The organism is Paenibacillus sp. FSL K6-0108, assembly GCF_045040695.1.
Taxonomy (GTDB): Bacteria; Bacillota; Bacilli; order Paenibacillales; family Paenibacillaceae; genus Paenibacillus; species Paenibacillus pabuli_B.
Genome location: NZ_CP150288.1, coordinates 2653185 through 2670147 on the forward strand (window position 1 = coordinate 2653185; position 16963 = coordinate 2670147).

Below are 16963 nucleotides of genomic sequence, written 5' to 3' on the forward strand. Positions count from 1 at the left end.
AATAATGTAATCAGCATTCCTTTGAATCCTATGAACCGATCAGTGTATAATCAAGATGCTAATCAAGCTTTGCTGCACCGTTTCGTTTTTCATAATTAAGTCGAGTCATATCGCAGGCTTGAACTGCGGTCACGGATAACTTTTTATAACCTGGGAGGCATGGTCATGAGTAAATTTACCCAAACGGGTAACGTTGTAAGAGAAGCCATTCAAAATCGTCGTACTGTCAAAAAGTTTAAAAAAGAAGCTGTTCCCACACAGCAGATTATTGATTTATTGGACACAGCCGTATGGGCACCTAATCATAAATTGCGTGAGCCTTGGCGGTTTTTGCTATTTAGTGGAGATGGACTGAACAAGCTGGCAGACGCCATAGATGCCGAGATGGGAGAGGATAATAAGTTTTCTGCGAATATTAAGCAGGTCCCTGCCGTCATGCTTGTTGTTATGGAAGAAGATCCACGCCAGAATATCTGGGATGAAGATTTTGCAGCAGTGAGTGCATTGGTACAGAACTTCCTACTCGCGGCATGGAGTGAAGACATTGGTACGTTTTGGGTAACCAAGCCATTCCTGTATGGACCCAAATTCCGTAAGTCCCTTGGCATTCAGGCTGGAGAAAAAATTATAGGTATGGTTTACATGGGGTATCCAGAGGTTATTCCTTCTGCCAAAGAACGTACACCAGCCAAGGACAAGCTGACTATTTTTGAATAATTGATATCTTTTTTGATATACAGTTGAACTTTGCTTTATGAAAAGCCCCTGCAAGTATGCCTCTCATACAGAGGATAAATGCAGGGGTATTTGATTTATTCAGTCGTGTGAACTTGGATTAAAATGAATAAGGCTCTCGTTTAAACCCTTTCAGGCTGCTGTATGCTGCATGGCGAATGGGATGGATGGATTCCTCCTCGGCGTTATTACTAGAGGATATTAAAACAAATTTAAATCGAGCTGCCGATACTGTATCGCCTCAGCCACATGAGCTGTCAAAATGACGCCATCATGGTCCAAGTCTGCGATCGTCTGGGCCATCTTAATAATACGATCATGTGCACGCATGCTCAGGTTCAGTGCCTGCAGTGTCTGCTGGAGCAGTTGGTCTGCTTCTTCAGGCAGACGGATCGTTCGGCGCAGAAGGGTTCCTGATAGCTGGCTATTCCAGCGAACTGAACTGTTCGCATATCGGGCAGCCTGAATATGATGCGCATAAATGACTTTGGCCTGCATTTCAGCAGATGAAGGAGAAACTCCGGCCTTGCGCCACTCGCCTGGGGAAGGAACTTCGACCTGAAGGTCGATGCGATCTAGTAGTGGTCCCGAAATTTTGGCACGATAGGCGGCAACACGAGTAGGACTGCATATACAGCGCTGATCCTCCGATTGGGCAGAGAGATACCCACAAGGGCAGGGATTCATGGAACAAGCGAGCATAAATTGGGCTGGGAATGTGAACGCGGCTCGCGCGCGGCTTATGGTGACTTTGCGATCCTCTAAGGGCTGTCTCAACACTTCAAGGACTTGCCGCTGAAACTCAGGCAGCTCATCCAGAAACAATATACCTCGGTGGGCAAGGCTAACTTCGCCCGGCTTGGGAATTCCGCCGCCTCCAATCAGACCCGAGGTGGATATCGTATGGTGTGGGGAGCGAAAGGGTCTGTCTGCGATAAGACCATTCGAGGTATCTTTCAGTTTGCCTGCGGCACTTAGTACTTTGGTTACTTCCAGCGCTTCGTCTTCGGACAATGGGGGGAGAATCGTAGGCAGCCGTTTAATTAACATGGTTTTCCCTGTTCCTGGCGGGCCGACCAGCAAAATATTGTGCATCCCTGCTGCGGCAATCATGAGTGCCCGCTTCACATGATGTTGTCCTAACACATCACTATAATCATCTTCCAGAAATGAAGTGTGTTTCGAGCGCTCTCGGTTATTTAAATTTCCGTAATCTGATAATCGCACAGAAAGGTGAGTGTAGTCTTTTAAAACAATGGGCCCCGTATTTTGAATTGCTCCATTCGTGCTTTTAGCAGCTGTTGCACTCTCTGGAACGATATCTTGCAAATGACGAATTCCATATACTTGAATACCCTGAATCAACGAAGCCTCTTCCAGATTATCGGCGGGCAGAAGAACAGAGGTAAAACCTTGACGTTTCGCCAAATCTACCATGGACAAAATGCCAGGCACCGATCTCACTGAACCGTCCAATGCTAGCTCACCCACCACCAATGTTCGTTCCTCAACTGGAAGTACCAGTTGACCACTTGTTGTCAGTAAACCAATAGCAATGGCAAGATCAAAAGAAGATCCTTCCTTGCGCAGATCGGCAGGGGCGAGATTAATCGTAATTCGTTGCAACGGATACTGGTAGCCACAGTTTTTTATAGCTGCACGAACGCGTTCAACCGCTTCACGAATAGCTGAATCTGGCAGTCCGATAATAGACGTCTGAGGTAGACCATTCGACAAATCTGTTTCCACTTCAATTAAAACGCCGTCAATTCCATATAAGCAGGCGCTATGCAGTTTTCCGTACATAATAAAAGAAACACCTCACTTCGTCCTTGGCGCGCATAATACGGGCCAGTCTACGAATTAAGGTGCTTCCTCAGCTTCTAACAAGCATTTTATATAAAAGAAATCAGGGCGTCAACCCGTCTTCGTCATAGCTGCTGTGTATCTATTCCCTGACTCCTGGATTGTTACAGTTTATCGCACGAAGGTTTCTCGTAAAATGAAAAGGGTGTTCAGTTCCGAAACAATGCTGTGCTGTTGTGGTGGCATAGTCGACGTGTGGTGAGCGAGTGCAACCTCTAAATTTTTTTATAATAATGTTATCGTATATTTAGGACCATCTATACAAATTATATTTTATACAATTTAATTTATCAATATTAAATAGAAAAGTAAAATCATTTGTGCTCAATTATTCTGTTTTTTTTCTAATTTATGATAAGATAGATGAAGGATTCCTTATAATTCCCACGTTTTAGTGGTTATATCAGGGAAGGAATCTTTAATATAAGGAATATACAATGCACAATAGGTAGGTGAGACAGTTATATGCAGAATGAAAGTTTGAAGCTGGATAATCAATTATGCTTTGCCATATACGCTTGTTCACGTGAGATTACGAAGATGTACCAGCCCTATCTTGAGGTGCTGGGTGTAACCTATTCTCAATACCTGGTCTTGATGGTGTTGTGGGAACGCGAAGAATGTACGGTTAAGGAAATCGGAGAAGCACTTTATCTCGATTCAGGCACACTGACGCCTCTTCTGAAACGTTTGCAGTCAGCAGGACTTATTCACCGCGAACGTTCAGCCCAGGATGAACGAAAAGTATTGATTACACTTACAGACGCCGGGCGGGAACTCCGCCATAAAGCTTTGTCTATACCTGAAGCAATCCAGGAAGATGCGTGTCTGAACAGTACTGAGTTCGAATCTTTGCTGGGACAGTTCAAGGGCCTGCTTGAGAAAGTCCATCAAACCAACACCAAAGAAGCCAGAAAATAAAATGCATCATCGTATTGTGATTCAATCAAAAAACCTTGGCTTAATAGCCGAGGTTTTTTCCATTAATATCCAAGCATTCACAATATGGGATCATACCCATATCAAAATACTGTCTATTAACCATTACTTTTTTAAGGAAAGCGTTTTAAAAACATGTTACAATGAATTGGGTTTAAGTGAAAATAGTCAACATTTGTCTTTTGTTAGTCTACCAACCCGCCTTGTTGCAGTCATGTTGATAGGAGGATTCGAGAATGAATATCCATGAATATCAAGGAAAAGAAGTACTGAAACAGTATGGAGTCACCGTTCCAAACGGAAAGGTTGCTTATACAGTCGATGAAGCGGTTGCGGCCGCAGAGGCACTGGGCAGTCCGGTGACTGTAGTCAAAGCGCAAATTCATGCAGGTGGCCGGGGAAAAGCCGGCGGCGTGAAAGTAGCGAAAAGTATCGACGAAGTTCGTGCTTACGCATCCGAAATTTTGGGAAAAGTATTGGTAACACACCAGACTGGACCTGAAGGTAAAGAAGTAAAGCGTCTTCTGATTGAAGAAGGATGCGATATCCGCAAAGAGTATTATGTGGGTGTTGTTGTGGACCGTGCCACAGGCCGCGTCGTAATGATGGCTTCCGAAGAAGGCGGTACAGAGATCGAAGAAGTAGCTGAAGCTACACCAGAGAAAATTTTCAAAGAAGTTATTGACCCTGCAATTGGATTGCAAGTGTTCCAAGCACGTAAACTGGCGTACAGCATTCGTATTCCGAATGAGTTGGTGAACAAAGCGGTTAAGTTTATGCTTGCGTTGTACACTGCTTTTGTCGAAAAAGATTGCTCCATTGCCGAGATCAATCCACTCGTTGTTACCGGAGATGGAAACGTTATCGCACTGGACGCGAAATTGAATTTTGATTCCAACGCATTGTTCCGTCACAAAGACATTTTGGAACTGCGCGACCTGGATGAAGAAGACGAAAAAGAAATCGAAGCTTCCAAATACGACCTGAGCTACATAGCACTTGATGGCAACATCGGCTGTATGGTTAATGGTGCAGGACTTGCGATGGCGACGATGGATATCATCAAATACTATGGCGGCGACCCGGCCAACTTCCTCGATGTTGGGGGCGGTGCGACAACAGAGAAAGTGACCGAAGCTTTCAAAATCATTTTGTCTGACGCCAAAGTAGCGGGTATCTTCGTTAACATTTTTGGCGGCATTATGCGTTGTGATGTCATTGCCAATGGTGTTGTTGAAGCAGCGAAGCAGCTTGGCCTGACTAAACCGCTGGTTGTTCGTCTTGAAGGAACTAACGTGGAACTTGGTAAGCGTATTTTGGGTGAATCCGGCCTGAATATCGTTCCTGCTGATTCCATGGCAGATGGTGCACAGAAAATTGTTGCCCTCGTAAAATAAAGTTCATTCCTGGGCAAATTGCTGCCTTAGTTCCGGAGCTGTCCGGCACTTGAAAAATAACCGTAAGGATGTGAAGCAACGTGAGTATTTTGATTGATAAAAATACAAAAGTCATTACGCAAGGCATTACGGGTTCAACGGGAATGTTCCACACGAAGGGCGCATTAGACTACGGAACCCAGATGGTAGGCGGCGTTACACCGGGTAAAGGCGGAACCAATGTTGATATCACGCTGGAAGATGGCAAAGTAGTCAGTCTCCCGGTGTTTAATACAGTACAGGAAGCGAAGGAAGCTACTGGCGCAACAGCGAGCGTCATCTACGTTCCTCCGGCATTTGCAGCGGATTCCATCATGGAAGCTGTTGACGCAGAGCTGGATCTCGTGATCTGTATTACGGAAGGTATCCCGGTACTTGATATGGTCAAGGTTGACCGTTTCATGGAAGGCAAAGATACCGTTCTGATCGGACCAAACTGTCCAGGCGTTATTACACCAGGAGAGTGTAAAATCGGCATTATGCCGGGCTATATTCATATGCCTGGTCACGTTGGTGTGGTTTCCCGTAGTGGAACGCTCACGTATGAAGCTGTTCATCAATTGTCTGCACGTGGTATTGGACAATCTTCTGCTGTCGGAATCGGGGGCGACCCGGTTAAAGGCTCCGAGTTCATCGATATCCTGAAACGTTTCAATGAAGATCCGCAGACACATGCGGTTATCATGATCGGCGAAATCGGTGGTACAGCTGAAGAAGATGCTGCAGAGTGGGTTCGCGATAACATGACCAAACCGGTAGTTGGATTTATCGGTGGGGTTACGGCGCCTCCAGGCAAGCGCATGGGTCATGCGGGTGCTATTATCTCTGGTGGTAAAGGTACAGCCAAAGAAAAAATTGCGAAACTGGAATCTTGCGGAATCAAAGTTGCTCCAACGCCTGCTGAAATGGGCTCGACTCTTGTGAGCGTACTTGAAGAACGTGGTATTCTGAATTTGTGCACGACACATTAATTCTTTTCCGTTATAATAGAAGAAACGGTTTAGGAAATTTATTTTTCTGGTGAACCGACTATTGTTGATACGGAAAAGGTAAGCAACCTTTTGTCCTTAACAGGGCGAAGGGTTGCTTTTTTGCGTTTTTTTATCGGGTGAGAGAGGGAGAGGATATCTGCCTGGTAGAGTAAACGCTTGCATTCCGTTGTCACTTATTACACAATATGAGGGAAGATTTTCTTCCCACTATGGGAGGTTTTTGATATGGAAGAACGATGGATTTTGATTGGGTTGCATGAAACGGAGGGTATAGGTAAAAAAACAATCACGAAACTGCTGTCAGGACAATATCAACTGACGGAGTTGCTGGATTATTCAGAAGGAGATTGGATCGCTGCGGGGTTGCGCAAGGATCAAGCTGCACGTCTAACCAAACAATTCAATGTCGACTGGATTGAGCAAAGACAAGAGAGTGTTTATAAACAGGGGATTGAGGTCGTTACCTATCTGGATCAGGACTATCCTATATTAATGAAGGAAACCGTTCAGCCACCCTGGGTAATGTACGGTCGCGGAGATATGAATCTGTTGCACACTCAATCCATTGCAATGGTAGGAACCCGCATGCCCACTGTATACGGACGCAAAATTGGTGAGAAGCTGGCGGAGCAATTATGCAAGGCTGGCTTGACCATTGTAAGCGGGCTTGCGAGAGGAATAGATAGTGTGTGTCATGATGCGGCTCTTCGTGCAGATGGCAAAACCATTGCAGTGTTTGGGACAGGAATTGACAACATCTATCCTCCTGAAAATACAAGTCTTGCCGAACGAATTGCCGAAACAGGACTACTCTTGTCGGAATATCCTCCGGGTACACGTGCCCGTCAAGGGTTATTTCCAGAACGTAATCGAATCATTGCCGGATTAACCCTCGGTACGTTAGTCGTTGAGGCTGATATCCGAAGCGGCTCACTCATTACTGCAGATGCAGCGCTCGAAGCGGGAAGAGACGTGTTTGCAGTCCCAGGTCCCATTACATCTCCCAAAAGTCGAGGCTCACACAATTTGATTCGTCAGGGGGCAAAATTGGTGACCTCCGCCACAGATTTATTGGAAGAGTTTCAATTGGACTTGCCAAATACGGAACAACTTCCTTACAATAGAGGACGTTCGACGGAACGCAGTGAAACTTCCAAGCAAGGAATATTCCCTGTTGTAAAACTATCTTCAGATGAACAACAAGTTATTTTTCTGCTGGAGCAGGAGGAGCAATCACTGGACCAACTTGTGGAACAGCTCAACTGGGATTTTGGACATTTGCATTCAGTTCTGTTATCTTTAATCATAAAAAAGCAGATTAGCCAATTACCTGGGACCAAATACGCGAGGGTATGACGATGCTGCGATCATGGCGGCATGTGAAAATAGATTATTAGCGGAAGTTAGTCCTGCTGCTAATGAAGTGAAGTATGAATCCAAAAACAAGCAGCAGTTTCATGACTGAGAGGAGGATGAACCTATGGCGGATGCACTCGTAATCGTGGAGTCGCCCTCAAAGGCGAAGACGATCGGCAAATATTTAGGCAGCAAGTTCATCGTAAAAGCTTCGATGGGACATGTGCGCGATTTGCCAAAGAGTCAGATCGGCGTTGAGGTAGAGAACGATTTTAATCCGAAATATATTACGATCCGCGGCAAAGGTTCAATTTTGAAAGAACTGAAGGATGCACGAAAGAAAGTGAAAAAAGTGTATCTCGCAGCTGACCCGGATCGCGAAGGAGAGGCTATTGCTTGGCACTTGGCCCATGCACTTGAACTGGACGATACGGCGGATTGCCGAGTAGTATTTAATGAAATTACGAAACAGGCTGTCAAAGATGCGTTCAAAACACCGCGCAAGATTAATATGGATCTGGTTAACGCGCAGCAAGCAAGACGTATTCTTGATCGGCTTGTTGGATATAAAATTAGTCCATTATTATGGAAGAAAGTCAAAAAAGGATTGTCCGCTGGCCGCGTTCAGTCCGTGGCTGTCAAAATCATTTTGGATCGTGAAAATGAAATTAATGATTTTGAACCGGAAGAGTACTGGAGCATTACTGCCAAACTGACAGCGGACGGAAATCCGTTTGAAGCCAAATTCCATCAGTTAAACGGCACCAAGACCGAACTTGGCAGTGAGGCAGAAGTACAGGCCATTTTAAAACAGATCGAAGGGGCTTCTTTTACAGTCAAAGAAGTTAAAGAAAAAGAACGCAGCCGTAACCCTTCTGCTCCGTTTACAACGAGTTCTCTACAGCAGGAAGCCGCACGTAAATTGAATTTCAGAGCTTCCAAGACGATGTCTGTCGCTCAGCAGCTATATGAAGGGGTAGACCTCGGAAAAGAAGGCACAGTAGGTCTCATAACGTATATGCGTACAGACTCTACCCGAATTGCAGCATCGGCTCAGGAAGAAGCGAAGGAATATATTATTGGCAAGTACGGTGAGCCATTTGCACCAGAGTCGCCTAGAAACTATTCCAAAAAGGCAGCCAATGCTCAAGACGCGCATGAAGCGATTCGTCCAACTTCGATATTACGTGATCCGGATTCTATCAAATCGTTTATGAGCCGCGATCAATTCCGGTTGTACAAACTGGTTTGGGAACGTTTTATAGCGAGCCAAATGTCATCTGCTATTCTGGATACATTATCTGTGGACATTGCTGCAGGAGATACAATTTTCCGGGCAGCGGGTTCAAAGGTTCGTTTTCAGGGATTCATGAAGGTGTATGTAGAAGGTAATGATGACGGTACAACAGAAGAAGATCGCCTGCTGCCTCCATTGAAAAATGGAGATGTGCTGGAGAATCGGGAGATTGAGCCAAAACAGCACTTTACTCAACCGCCACCACGCTATACGGAAGCAAGGTTGGTCAAAACGCTGGAGGAACTGGGTATAGGGCGTCCGAGTACGTATGCGCCAACGCTGGAAACCATTCAAAAGCGCGGATATGTTGCAATCGAAGAGAAGAAATTCATGCCAACGGAACTGGGCGAACTGGTCATTGAACAGATGGAGGAGTTTTTCCCGGAAATCCTGAATGTGGAGTTCACTGCGAACATGGAAGGTGATCTTGACCATGTAGAGGAAGGGTCGGAGGATTGGGTCAAAGTACTCGCAGAATTCTACGAATCTTTTGAGAAACGTCTGGAGTTTGCAGAAGAAGAAATGAAAGAAATTGAGATTGAAGATGAAGTATCGGATGAAATATGTGAGAAGTGCGGCAAACCGCTCGTTTATAAGCTGGGTCGATTCGGCAAGTTTCTCGCATGTTCCGGATTTCCGGATTGCCGGAATACCAAGCCAATTATCAAGGATATCGGTGTAACCTGTCCGAAATGTAAGGAAGGGCATGTTGTTGAACGCCGCAGTAAAAAGGGACGCATTTTCTACGGTTGCGACAAGTATCCTGAATGTGATTTTGTATCATGGGATAAGCCATCAGCGAAACCATGTCCAAGTTGCGGATCACTAATGATTGAGAAGCGGAACAAACAGGGGACACGATTACAGTGTACTTCATGTGATCATCAAGAGCCGGTGGAGGAACCGGAAGAAGAATGAACGGATTAGCATAATGGGGGTAAATGATTTTGACAAATGAACAACAAGTAACCGTTATTGGTGCCGGGTTGGCAGGAACAGAAGCAGCTTGGCAGATTGCAAGTCGTGGTGTGCGTGTAAAACTTTACGAGATGAGACCGGTTGTGAAAACGCCGGCTCACCATACGGATAAATTTGCAGAGCTGGTGTGCAGCAACTCGCTGCGTGCCAATGGGTTGACCAACGCAGTCGGTGTATTGAAGGAAGAGATGAGAATGCTTAATTCTCTCGTCTTGGGTGCAGCAGACCGTCATGCAGTTCCAGCAGGTGGAGCACTTGCTGTGGACCGGGATGGATTCTCAGGAGAGATTACATCTACGCTTCATCAGCATCCACTCATCGAAGTAGTCAATGAAGAGCTGACTTCTTTGCCGGAAGACGGAATCGTTGTTGTTGCAACGGGGCCTTTGACTTCACCGGCATTGTCCGAGCAAATCAAGGCCCTTATGGGAGAAGAATACTTCTACTTCTATGATGCGGCTGCACCAATTATCGAAAAAGATTCCATTGATATGAATAAAGTGTATCTGGCTTCACGTTATGATAAGGGCGAAGCAGCGTATTTGAACTGTCCAATGACAGAAGAGGAATTCGATGTATTCTATGAAGCATTGATCACAGCGGAAGTTGCTCAACTGAAAGAGTTTGAGAAGGAAATTTACTTCGAAGGCTGTATGCCGATCGAAGTCATGATGAAGCGTGGTAAACAAACGGCTTTGTTTGGTCCGATGAAACCTGTAGGACTCGTCAATCCGCATACTGGGGAACTGCCTCATGCTGTTGTTCAGCTTAGACAGGACAATGCAGCAGGAACACTGTACAATCTGGTTGGGTTCCAGACGCATCTGAAATGGGGAGAACAAAAGCGTGTCTTTTCTTTGATCCCTGGACTTGAAAATGCGGAATTCGTCCGTTATGGCGTAATGCACCGTAATACATTTATCAATTCTCCGAAGCTACTTCGTCCAACGTATCAGTTCAAAGAGCGTCCGAACCTGTTCTTTGCAGGTCAAATGACGGGAGTAGAAGGGTATGTAGAATCTGCGGCATCCGGTTTAATCGCGGGTATGAATGCAGCCAAAGCAGCGCTTGGACAGGAACTGGTGGTATTGCCGGTGGAGACCACGCTGGGCAGTATGGCACAGTATATTACAACAGCAGATTTCAAACATTTCCAGCCCATGAATGCAAATTTCGGATTGCTGCCGAAGCTGGAAACTAAAATACGCAATAAAAAGGAAAAGAATGAAGCACTTGCGCAGCGTGCACTGGATGGCATTGCCCGTTTTGCAGCAGCAGAAGGTCTAACCGTTCCGGAACGCGTGTAAATTAATCGTGGGAGGAGGCTGATATCATGGATATGTCATTTCATGCTACAACGATCTGTGCAGTTCGTCATAATGGAAAAGCAGCGATTGCTGGCGATGGTCAGGTGACCATGGGGCAAAGTGTTGTGATGAAAAATACAGCCAAGAAGGTAAGACGTTTATATCGTGGGCAGGTTGTGGCTGGTTTTGCTGGTTCCGTAGCGGACGCCATAACCTTGTTTGAAAAATTCGAAGGTAAGCTGGAGGAGCACCATGGCAATCTGCAGCGCGCAGCGGTAGAGCTCGCCAAGGATTGGCGCCAGGATCGGATTTTGCGCAAGCTGGAAGCACTCCTTATAGTGATGGATAAAACGGGTATGCTGCTGATTTCAGGTGGGGGCGAAATTATTGAACCGGATGATGACGTTATCGCCATTGGCTCGGGGGGGAACTTCGCCTTATCTGCTGCACGTGCATTAAAACGCCATGCAGTGAATCTGGAAGCAAAAGACATCGCTCGTGAATCCCTCCAGATTGCTTCTGAGTTATGCGTATATACCAACAATAATATTATTGTTGAAGAGTTGTAAGGAAAGCAATCTCCGTGATAGGGCCTGATGATTGAATCGGCTCCAGTTATATCGTGGAGATTCTTTGTCCTTGTAGGTGAAATTTATAATGTTCAATCTCATAACAAGGTTCGCATACTGGTAGGAGGGAAGCTATATGGATACTCAAGCATTAACGCCAAGACAAATCGTTGCAGAGCTTGATAAGTACATCGTAGGTCAAAAACAGGCTAAAAAATCGGTAGCGGTCGCCCTTCGCAATCGTTATCGCCGCAGCCTTTTGCCCGAACATACCCAAGATGATATTGTACCTAAAAATATTCTGATGATTGGACCTACTGGTGTTGGTAAAACAGAGATTGCACGTCGACTCGCCAAGTTGGTAGGAGCTCCATTTGTAAAGGTGGAGGCTACCAAGTTCACGGAAGTGGGTTATGTTGGCCGTGACGTAGAATCCATGATTCGTGATTTGATTGAAACATCGCTGCGGATGGTTAAGCTGGAACGTACAGAAAAGGTCAAGGACAAAGCGGAAGAGGCTGCCAATGAACGGATCGTACATATTTTGGCCCCTTCACAATCCAAATCCAAAAATCAGCGAAATCCGTTCGAAATGATTTTTGGCAATAACGGAAACAATACGCCAGAAAATGATGAGCAAGAGCCGGATACAGGAGTAGCTGAGCGGAGACGCAAAATCAAATTTGATTTGTTATCTGGCAAGCTGGAAGATGACGTTATCGAGATTGATGTGGAAGATACCACGCCAAATATGATGGATATGTTCGCGGGTCAAGGAAATGATCAGATGGGGATGAACATGCAGGAGATGTTCGGCAGTTTATTGCCTCGTCGTACCAAAAAACGTAAACTCGCGATTAAGGAAGCTCGCAAAGTTCTGATTCAGGAAGAGGCAGGCAAGTTGATCGATATGGATGATGTGACTCAGGAGTCCATTCGCCGGGCGGAACAGACAGGTATCATTTTCATTGATGAAATTGATAAAGTGGCCAGTCAGGGACGCGGTAGCGGGCCTGATGTATCCCGTGAAGGGGTACAACGTGATATTTTGCCAATTGTGGAAGGATCTACGGTAATGACCAAGTATGGCCCTGTCAAAACGGATTACATCCTGTTTATGGCAGCCGGTGCTTTTCACGTAGCAAAACCTTCAGATCTCATTCCAGAGCTTCAGGGGAGGTTCCCAATCCGTGTAGAATTGAACAGTCTGACACTTGATGAATTTGTATCGATCCTCACGGAACCTAAAAATGCGTTAACCAAGCAGTATGTGGATTTGCTGCGTACGGAGAATATTGAGATTGAGTTCTCGGATGATGCCATTCGTGAAATTGCCAAACTGGCTGAGTCCGTGAATCAGAATACCGAAAATATCGGTGCACGGCGTCTGCATACCATTCTGGAGAAACTTCTTGAGGATCTGTCTTTTGAAGCGCCAGAACTTACGCTTGAGCGTATGGTGATCACTCCTGAATATGTACGTGAAAAATTGAATGACATTGCACTGGATCGCGATTTAAGTCAATATATCTTGTAACAGAGGGATAATGCTCTGTTCAGAGCGTGTTTGAAGGTTGAACGACGGTATACAATGGATGAATAAAGGCAAAACGACTACACGGATATAGGATATTTGGTCCTGGATCTAACTGTAGAAGACTTTATTCAATCCGTCTGTATGCCGTTTATTTTTATTTCAGCCTAATATAATGCACTATTGTAACCGATAAAAGAGATGAAGTTATATAAGACGAAAGATAATCTAGGACTTGTGCCGCAGATTCATGTATTTAAACTCTAAAGACGTACTAACAACTCATAATTGATAATTCTATAAATTCCAATAAAAGGATTTTGTTTTTCCAAGTCTTGTTATCGGTTTAATCAGTAGTTTAAGAAAGATTTGCATAAATGCGCAAAAAATGAGCGAGTTGATATTGTGGGTGTGACAAAATATTATTGTGTGATTAAAGGGATCTTACTCTGTTTAAATGTTAAAAAAGTGTTTTGAAAATAAAGATGAAACAATTAATCAGGAATGGATATTCTGTCAATTATCAATTTCATAGAATTCTAAAGATTCTATCGGAAATTATAAGAAAGCTTATTATATCGGTAAATATTTCTAACAGAAATCAGTCTAAAGCATATCAATGCAGAACGGGTTTGTATTATTATGATGTACTGAAACGTGTAGATACATAGCATAAGTTTTAAGAATGTTTAAGAGCTTATATCGAGCGCTTAAGCTTATTTTTGTTTTGGGCCCCGACATTTACGAAAAAATTCATAATTTGCAGAAAATACACAAAAAGCTCTCTCTTTCAGAAAAGATAGGGCTTTTTTCTTATTGTAATATATCCCAATCTCGAAGAAACTTATGTTATACGACAACATCAGAGTTAATTCTACTTAAGTCCTAGAAAACCGTGTAAAAGCGAATGTTTTTTGTCGAAAAAACATATGCATCCTGACGGGAAAAGATTGAAGCTATTTCCATAATTACTAAAGAGAGGAGGGCGATTATGAATCTTTTGAATGATATTAGTTTTCAAAGGCTGCAAGGTGCACTCGACGCCTCCAACATTAGACAACGAACGATTGCTGACAACATTGCGAATGCGGACACCCCGTATTTCAAGCGTTCGGACGTTGCTTTTGAAGAAATGCTGCAGGAACAAATGAATGGGGATATGCCTGTTCTTAAAGGAAAAGTAACGGATTCAAGGCATTTTGTCATAGGTCCTTCCTCTTCCATACCTACACCGGTAGTTAATATGGACCAGTCAACCTCCATGAATAACAACCAGAACAACGTCGATGTAGACAAAGAAATGAGTCTTCTGGCGGAGAACCAGCTGCGTTACAACGCTTATATTCAGCAAGTGAATGAACAGATCAAAATGATGCGTGTTGGAGTCGAAGGGAGATAACTTAGGTGAACATCAGTAACAGTTTCAGTATCAGTGCATCGGCTCTAACGGCTCAGCGTTTGCGAATGGATGTTATATCTTCCAACATTGCTAACGCGGAGACGACTCGCGCGAGTGTAACCAACGGGGAGGCGGTTCCTTATAAGCGCAAGATGGTTGTGCTTGAACCCAACAAGACTTCCTTCAACAGTTTGCTTCAAAACCAGATGAAAAGAAGTGGGTCTGGAGAGGGAGTTCGGGTATCCGAGATTCGTGAAGATCAGTCGCCTCTAAAACCGGTCTATGATCCTACACATCCGGATGCCAACGCTGAGGGGTATGTCTACATGCCTAATGTGGATATCGCGAAAGAAATGGTAGATATGATTTCGGCTTCACGTTCATATGAAGCAAACGTTACAGCCTTGAACTCAACCAAAGCGATGATATCTAAGGCATTGGAGATTGGAAGAGCCTAGTTAACGGCTTAAAGGTGGAACGATCCATAAAACCAAAGAACAGAGATGAAAGGGAGGGACATTAATGATTCAGAACAACATGTTTAGCACACAAGGGGTTCAACCGCTTCAGATGCAAAGCACGGCACAAAGTAAACCATCTACACCAGCCGAAACCATTGAGAGCTTCGGTACATACCTACAGAATGCGCTAGGGTCTGTAGCTGCACAGGAGACCAAAGCACATGAAATGTCAAACCAATTCCTGGTTGGAAAAGCGAACGTTGATCAGGTGATGATCGCTTCTGAACAGGCCCTGTTGAGTCTACAACTTACGACTCAAGTCCGAAACAAAGTAGTCGAAGCATATCAGGAAATTATGCGTACGCAATTGTAAAATGGCTTACATGCGCTTCGACAACAGCGCTGATAACTACAACAAGCAGCTGCGATGCTGCTCCTGACCGTTAAGCTTTATAATCTATAGAGATTGCGGAAGGACAGACTAAGCAAAGTTTCGGATGGGGTGACAGAGTGAATGAGAGAATTGCCCAGTACAGGGATAAGGCATCCCAGTATTGGAATAGTTTTAGCAAAAAGCAAAAAGTATTATTTATTTCCACCTTCTTGTTTTTAATTTTGGCTGCAGTTGTACTAACCATGCAATTGTCAAAGACGGAATATGAAGTTGCTTTCACGGATTTGAATGCAAGTGACTCAGCAGGTGTCATTAATTATCTTGATTCATCTAATATTCCATACAAATTAAGTGCAGACGGCAAAACCATATCTGTACCGAGCACGGATGTTGCTATTGCAAAAGTGAATATCGGATCACAAGGAATTATTCAGAATGGTTCATTAGGTTATAAGTCATTCGAGGAATCATCATCCCCAATCGGGATGACGGATAAAGAGTTTGATGTGAAGTATAACAATGCATTAAACGGAGAAGTGGAGCAGCTGCTTCAACGGATGCAAGGCATACAGGATGCCAAAGTTTTGGTCAATATGCCAAAAGATAATATCTTTGCTGGATTGGAAGAACAGGATAAAGCATCAGCATCAGTGGCCCTGCAGTTTAAACCGGGTTATCACCCCAATCAGGCTGCTGTAGATGGATACTTTAATTTGGTCAAGACAGCCATTCCCAATCTGCCTATTGAAAACATAACGATTACAAATACGGATGAAGCGGAATTGATTCCGACAGCCCGAGGTGGTAGCGGGGGATTATCTTCTGAAGTCCAAGAGAACATGGCGTTACAGAAGAAATTCGAAAATGATGTTCGTAATAACGTGAAACAATTTCTTTCCCAGATTGTGGGTGACGAGAACGTCAATGTTCTGGTTGCTTCCAAGCTTAATTTTGACAAGGAAACGCGGAAAGAAAATCTGGTCACACCGGTCGATGTAGATAACATGAAGGGCATCGAGATTAGTGTGCAAGAGATTCAAAAGAGTTATACCGGAGCAAGCAATCCAACAGGTGGTGTTGCTGGCACGGGTCAAGAGGAAGTTCCAGGTTATCCATCATCAGATGCGTCAGGTAACTCGACCTCGGAAGAAACATCGAGCACTAAAAACTACGATGTCAATCGAATTGTTAAAGATATCGTTTCCAGTCCCTATACTGTAAAAGATTTAACCATTAACGTTGCGGTTGAACCACCGGCAGGACAAACAGAATTACAAGCACCGGTTCAGGATGCGATTGAAAACATTTTGGTTAACATTGTTCGCGCATCATTGGCAGACTCAGGCACTGTAATAAGTGACGCAGATTTGGCCAAAAAAGTTTCGGTAATGTCACAAGGTTTCCAGACTGCTGCGGCAACCAATACAGGTTTCCAGCTTTCCACCGGAATGATGTGGGGCATAGGAGCACTGGTGGCAGCATTGATTGCAGTGGTTGTTATTTTGTTAGTGCGCCGTCGTCGCAAACAAAACGAAATAGAAGAAGAGGACATTCCTCTTCCGGTGGCAACAGAGTTTCCGTCCATTACGTTGGACAGTGTAACGAACGAAAGTCAAGTGCGCAAACAATTGGAGAGTTTGGCAAAGAAAAAGCCAGACGAATTCGTCAATCTGCTGCGTACGTGGCTGGCTGACGAATAG

The 16963-nt window shown here is 44.5% G+C and carries 14 protein-coding genes; 13 read left to right on the forward strand and 1 reads right to left on the reverse strand.

Annotated features, from left to right (window positions below):
- The first annotated feature begins 165 nt into the window (after positions 1 to 165).
- A complete protein-coding gene (locus tag MHB49_RS12250; protein WP_405156293.1) occupies positions 166 to 717 on the forward strand; it encodes a nitroreductase in 552 nt (183 codons plus the stop codon).
- A gap of 219 nt (positions 718 to 936) precedes the next feature.
- On the opposite strand, the gene MHB49_RS12255 is transcribed toward MHB49_RS12250, so the two are convergent.
- Positions 937 to 2541, reverse strand: coding sequence for a YifB family Mg chelatase-like AAA ATPase (locus MHB49_RS12255; protein WP_405156294.1), 1605 nt, complete (start codon positions 2539 to 2541; stop codon positions 937 to 939).
- Positions 2542 to 3066: 525 nt separating this feature from the next.
- On the opposite strand from MHB49_RS12255, the gene MHB49_RS12260 reads away from it, so the two are divergent.
- The 12 genes from MHB49_RS12260 to fliF all read left to right on the forward strand — a co-directional run bounded on the left by MHB49_RS12260 (position 3067) and on the right by fliF (position 16963).
- On the forward strand, positions 3067 to 3522 hold the full coding sequence (locus tag MHB49_RS12260; RefSeq protein ID WP_109999820.1) for a MarR family winged helix-turn-helix transcriptional regulator: 456 nt from the start codon (positions 3067 to 3069) through the stop codon (positions 3520 to 3522).
- Between the two features lie 254 nt (positions 3523 to 3776).
- A complete protein-coding gene (gene sucC, locus MHB49_RS12265; RefSeq protein WP_247902151.1) occupies positions 3777 to 4937 on the forward strand; it encodes an ADP-forming succinate--CoA ligase subunit beta in 1161 nt (386 codons plus the stop codon).
- An 80-nt stretch (positions 4938 to 5017) separates the two neighbouring features.
- On the forward strand, positions 5018 to 5947 hold the full coding sequence (sucD, locus tag MHB49_RS12270) for a succinate--CoA ligase subunit alpha (protein ID WP_024630202.1): 930 nt from the start codon (positions 5018 to 5020) through the stop codon (positions 5945 to 5947).
- A 246-nt stretch (positions 5948 to 6193) separates the two neighbouring features.
- On the forward strand, positions 6194 to 7324 hold the full coding sequence (gene dprA / locus MHB49_RS12275) for a DNA-processing protein DprA (RefSeq protein WP_405156295.1): 1131 nt from the start codon (positions 6194 to 6196) through the stop codon (positions 7322 to 7324).
- A gap of 124 nt (positions 7325 to 7448) precedes the next feature.
- Positions 7449 to 9539 carry a type I DNA topoisomerase gene (topA, locus tag MHB49_RS12280; RefSeq protein WP_405156296.1) on the forward strand — a complete coding sequence of 697 codons (2091 nt, stop codon included), beginning with the start codon at positions 7449 to 7451 and terminating at the stop codon, positions 9537 to 9539.
- Between the two features lie 23 nt (positions 9540 to 9562).
- Entirely contained in the window at positions 9563 to 10906 is a 1344-nt protein-coding gene (trmFO, locus tag MHB49_RS12285; protein WP_371121177.1) for an FADH(2)-oxidizing methylenetetrahydrofolate--tRNA-(uracil(54)-C(5))-methyltransferase TrmFO, read from the forward strand.
- 26 nt (positions 10907 to 10932) lie between these two features.
- Complete coding sequence (hslV, locus tag MHB49_RS12290; RefSeq protein ID WP_062326042.1) at positions 10933 to 11475, forward strand: ATP-dependent protease subunit HslV; 543 nt, start codon at positions 10933 to 10935, stop codon at positions 11473 to 11475.
- 136 nt (positions 11476 to 11611) lie between these two features.
- Positions 11612 to 13012, forward strand: coding sequence for an ATP-dependent protease ATPase subunit HslU (hslU, locus tag MHB49_RS12295; protein ID WP_247902154.1), 1401 nt, complete (start codon positions 11612 to 11614; stop codon positions 13010 to 13012).
- 988 nt (positions 13013 to 14000) lie between these two features.
- Positions 14001 to 14408 carry a flagellar basal body rod protein FlgB gene (gene flgB / locus MHB49_RS12300; protein ID WP_053783790.1) on the forward strand — a complete coding sequence of 136 codons (408 nt, stop codon included), beginning with the start codon at positions 14001 to 14003 and terminating at the stop codon, positions 14406 to 14408.
- 5 nt (positions 14409 to 14413) lie between these two features.
- On the forward strand, positions 14414 to 14866 hold the full coding sequence (gene flgC / locus MHB49_RS12305; RefSeq protein WP_247902155.1) for a flagellar basal body rod protein FlgC: 453 nt from the start codon (positions 14414 to 14416) through the stop codon (positions 14864 to 14866).
- Positions 14867 to 14930: 64 nt separating this feature from the next.
- On the forward strand, positions 14931 to 15242 hold the full coding sequence (fliE, locus tag MHB49_RS12310; protein WP_405156297.1) for a flagellar hook-basal body complex protein FliE: 312 nt from the start codon (positions 14931 to 14933) through the stop codon (positions 15240 to 15242).
- Between the two features lie 137 nt (positions 15243 to 15379).
- Positions 15380 to 16963, forward strand: coding sequence for a flagellar basal-body MS-ring/collar protein FliF (gene fliF / locus MHB49_RS12315; RefSeq protein ID WP_405156298.1), 1584 nt, complete (start codon positions 15380 to 15382; stop codon positions 16961 to 16963).

What these genes read in the sequence shown, in the direction of transcription:
- MHB49_RS12250 (WP_405156293.1), top strand. Translation starts at nt 166, where the DNA reads ATGAGTAAATTTACCCAAACGGGTAACGTTGTAAGAGAAGCCATTCAA.
- MHB49_RS12255 (WP_405156294.1), bottom strand. Translation starts at nt 2,541, where the DNA reads ATGTACGGAAAACTGCATAGCGCCTGCTTATATGGAATTGACGGCGTT.
- MHB49_RS12260 (WP_109999820.1), top strand. Translation starts at nt 3,067, where the DNA reads ATGCAGAATGAAAGTTTGAAGCTGGATAATCAATTATGCTTTGCCATA.
- sucC (WP_247902151.1), top strand. Translation starts at nt 3,777, where the DNA reads ATGAATATCCATGAATATCAAGGAAAAGAAGTACTGAAACAGTATGGA.
- dprA (WP_405156295.1), top strand. Translation starts at nt 6,194, where the DNA reads ATGGAAGAACGATGGATTTTGATTGGGTTGCATGAAACGGAGGGTATA.
- topA (WP_405156296.1), top strand. Translation starts at nt 7,449, where the DNA reads ATGGCGGATGCACTCGTAATCGTGGAGTCGCCCTCAAAGGCGAAGACG.
- trmFO (WP_371121177.1), top strand. Translation starts at nt 9,563, where the DNA reads ATGATTTTGACAAATGAACAACAAGTAACCGTTATTGGTGCCGGGTTG.
- hslV (WP_062326042.1), top strand. Translation starts at nt 10,933, where the DNA reads ATGGATATGTCATTTCATGCTACAACGATCTGTGCAGTTCGTCATAAT.
- hslU (WP_247902154.1), top strand. Translation starts at nt 11,612, where the DNA reads ATGGATACTCAAGCATTAACGCCAAGACAAATCGTTGCAGAGCTTGAT.
- flgB (WP_053783790.1), top strand. Translation starts at nt 14,001, where the DNA reads ATGAATCTTTTGAATGATATTAGTTTTCAAAGGCTGCAAGGTGCACTC.
- fliE (WP_405156297.1), top strand. Translation starts at nt 14,931, where the DNA reads ATGATTCAGAACAACATGTTTAGCACACAAGGGGTTCAACCGCTTCAG.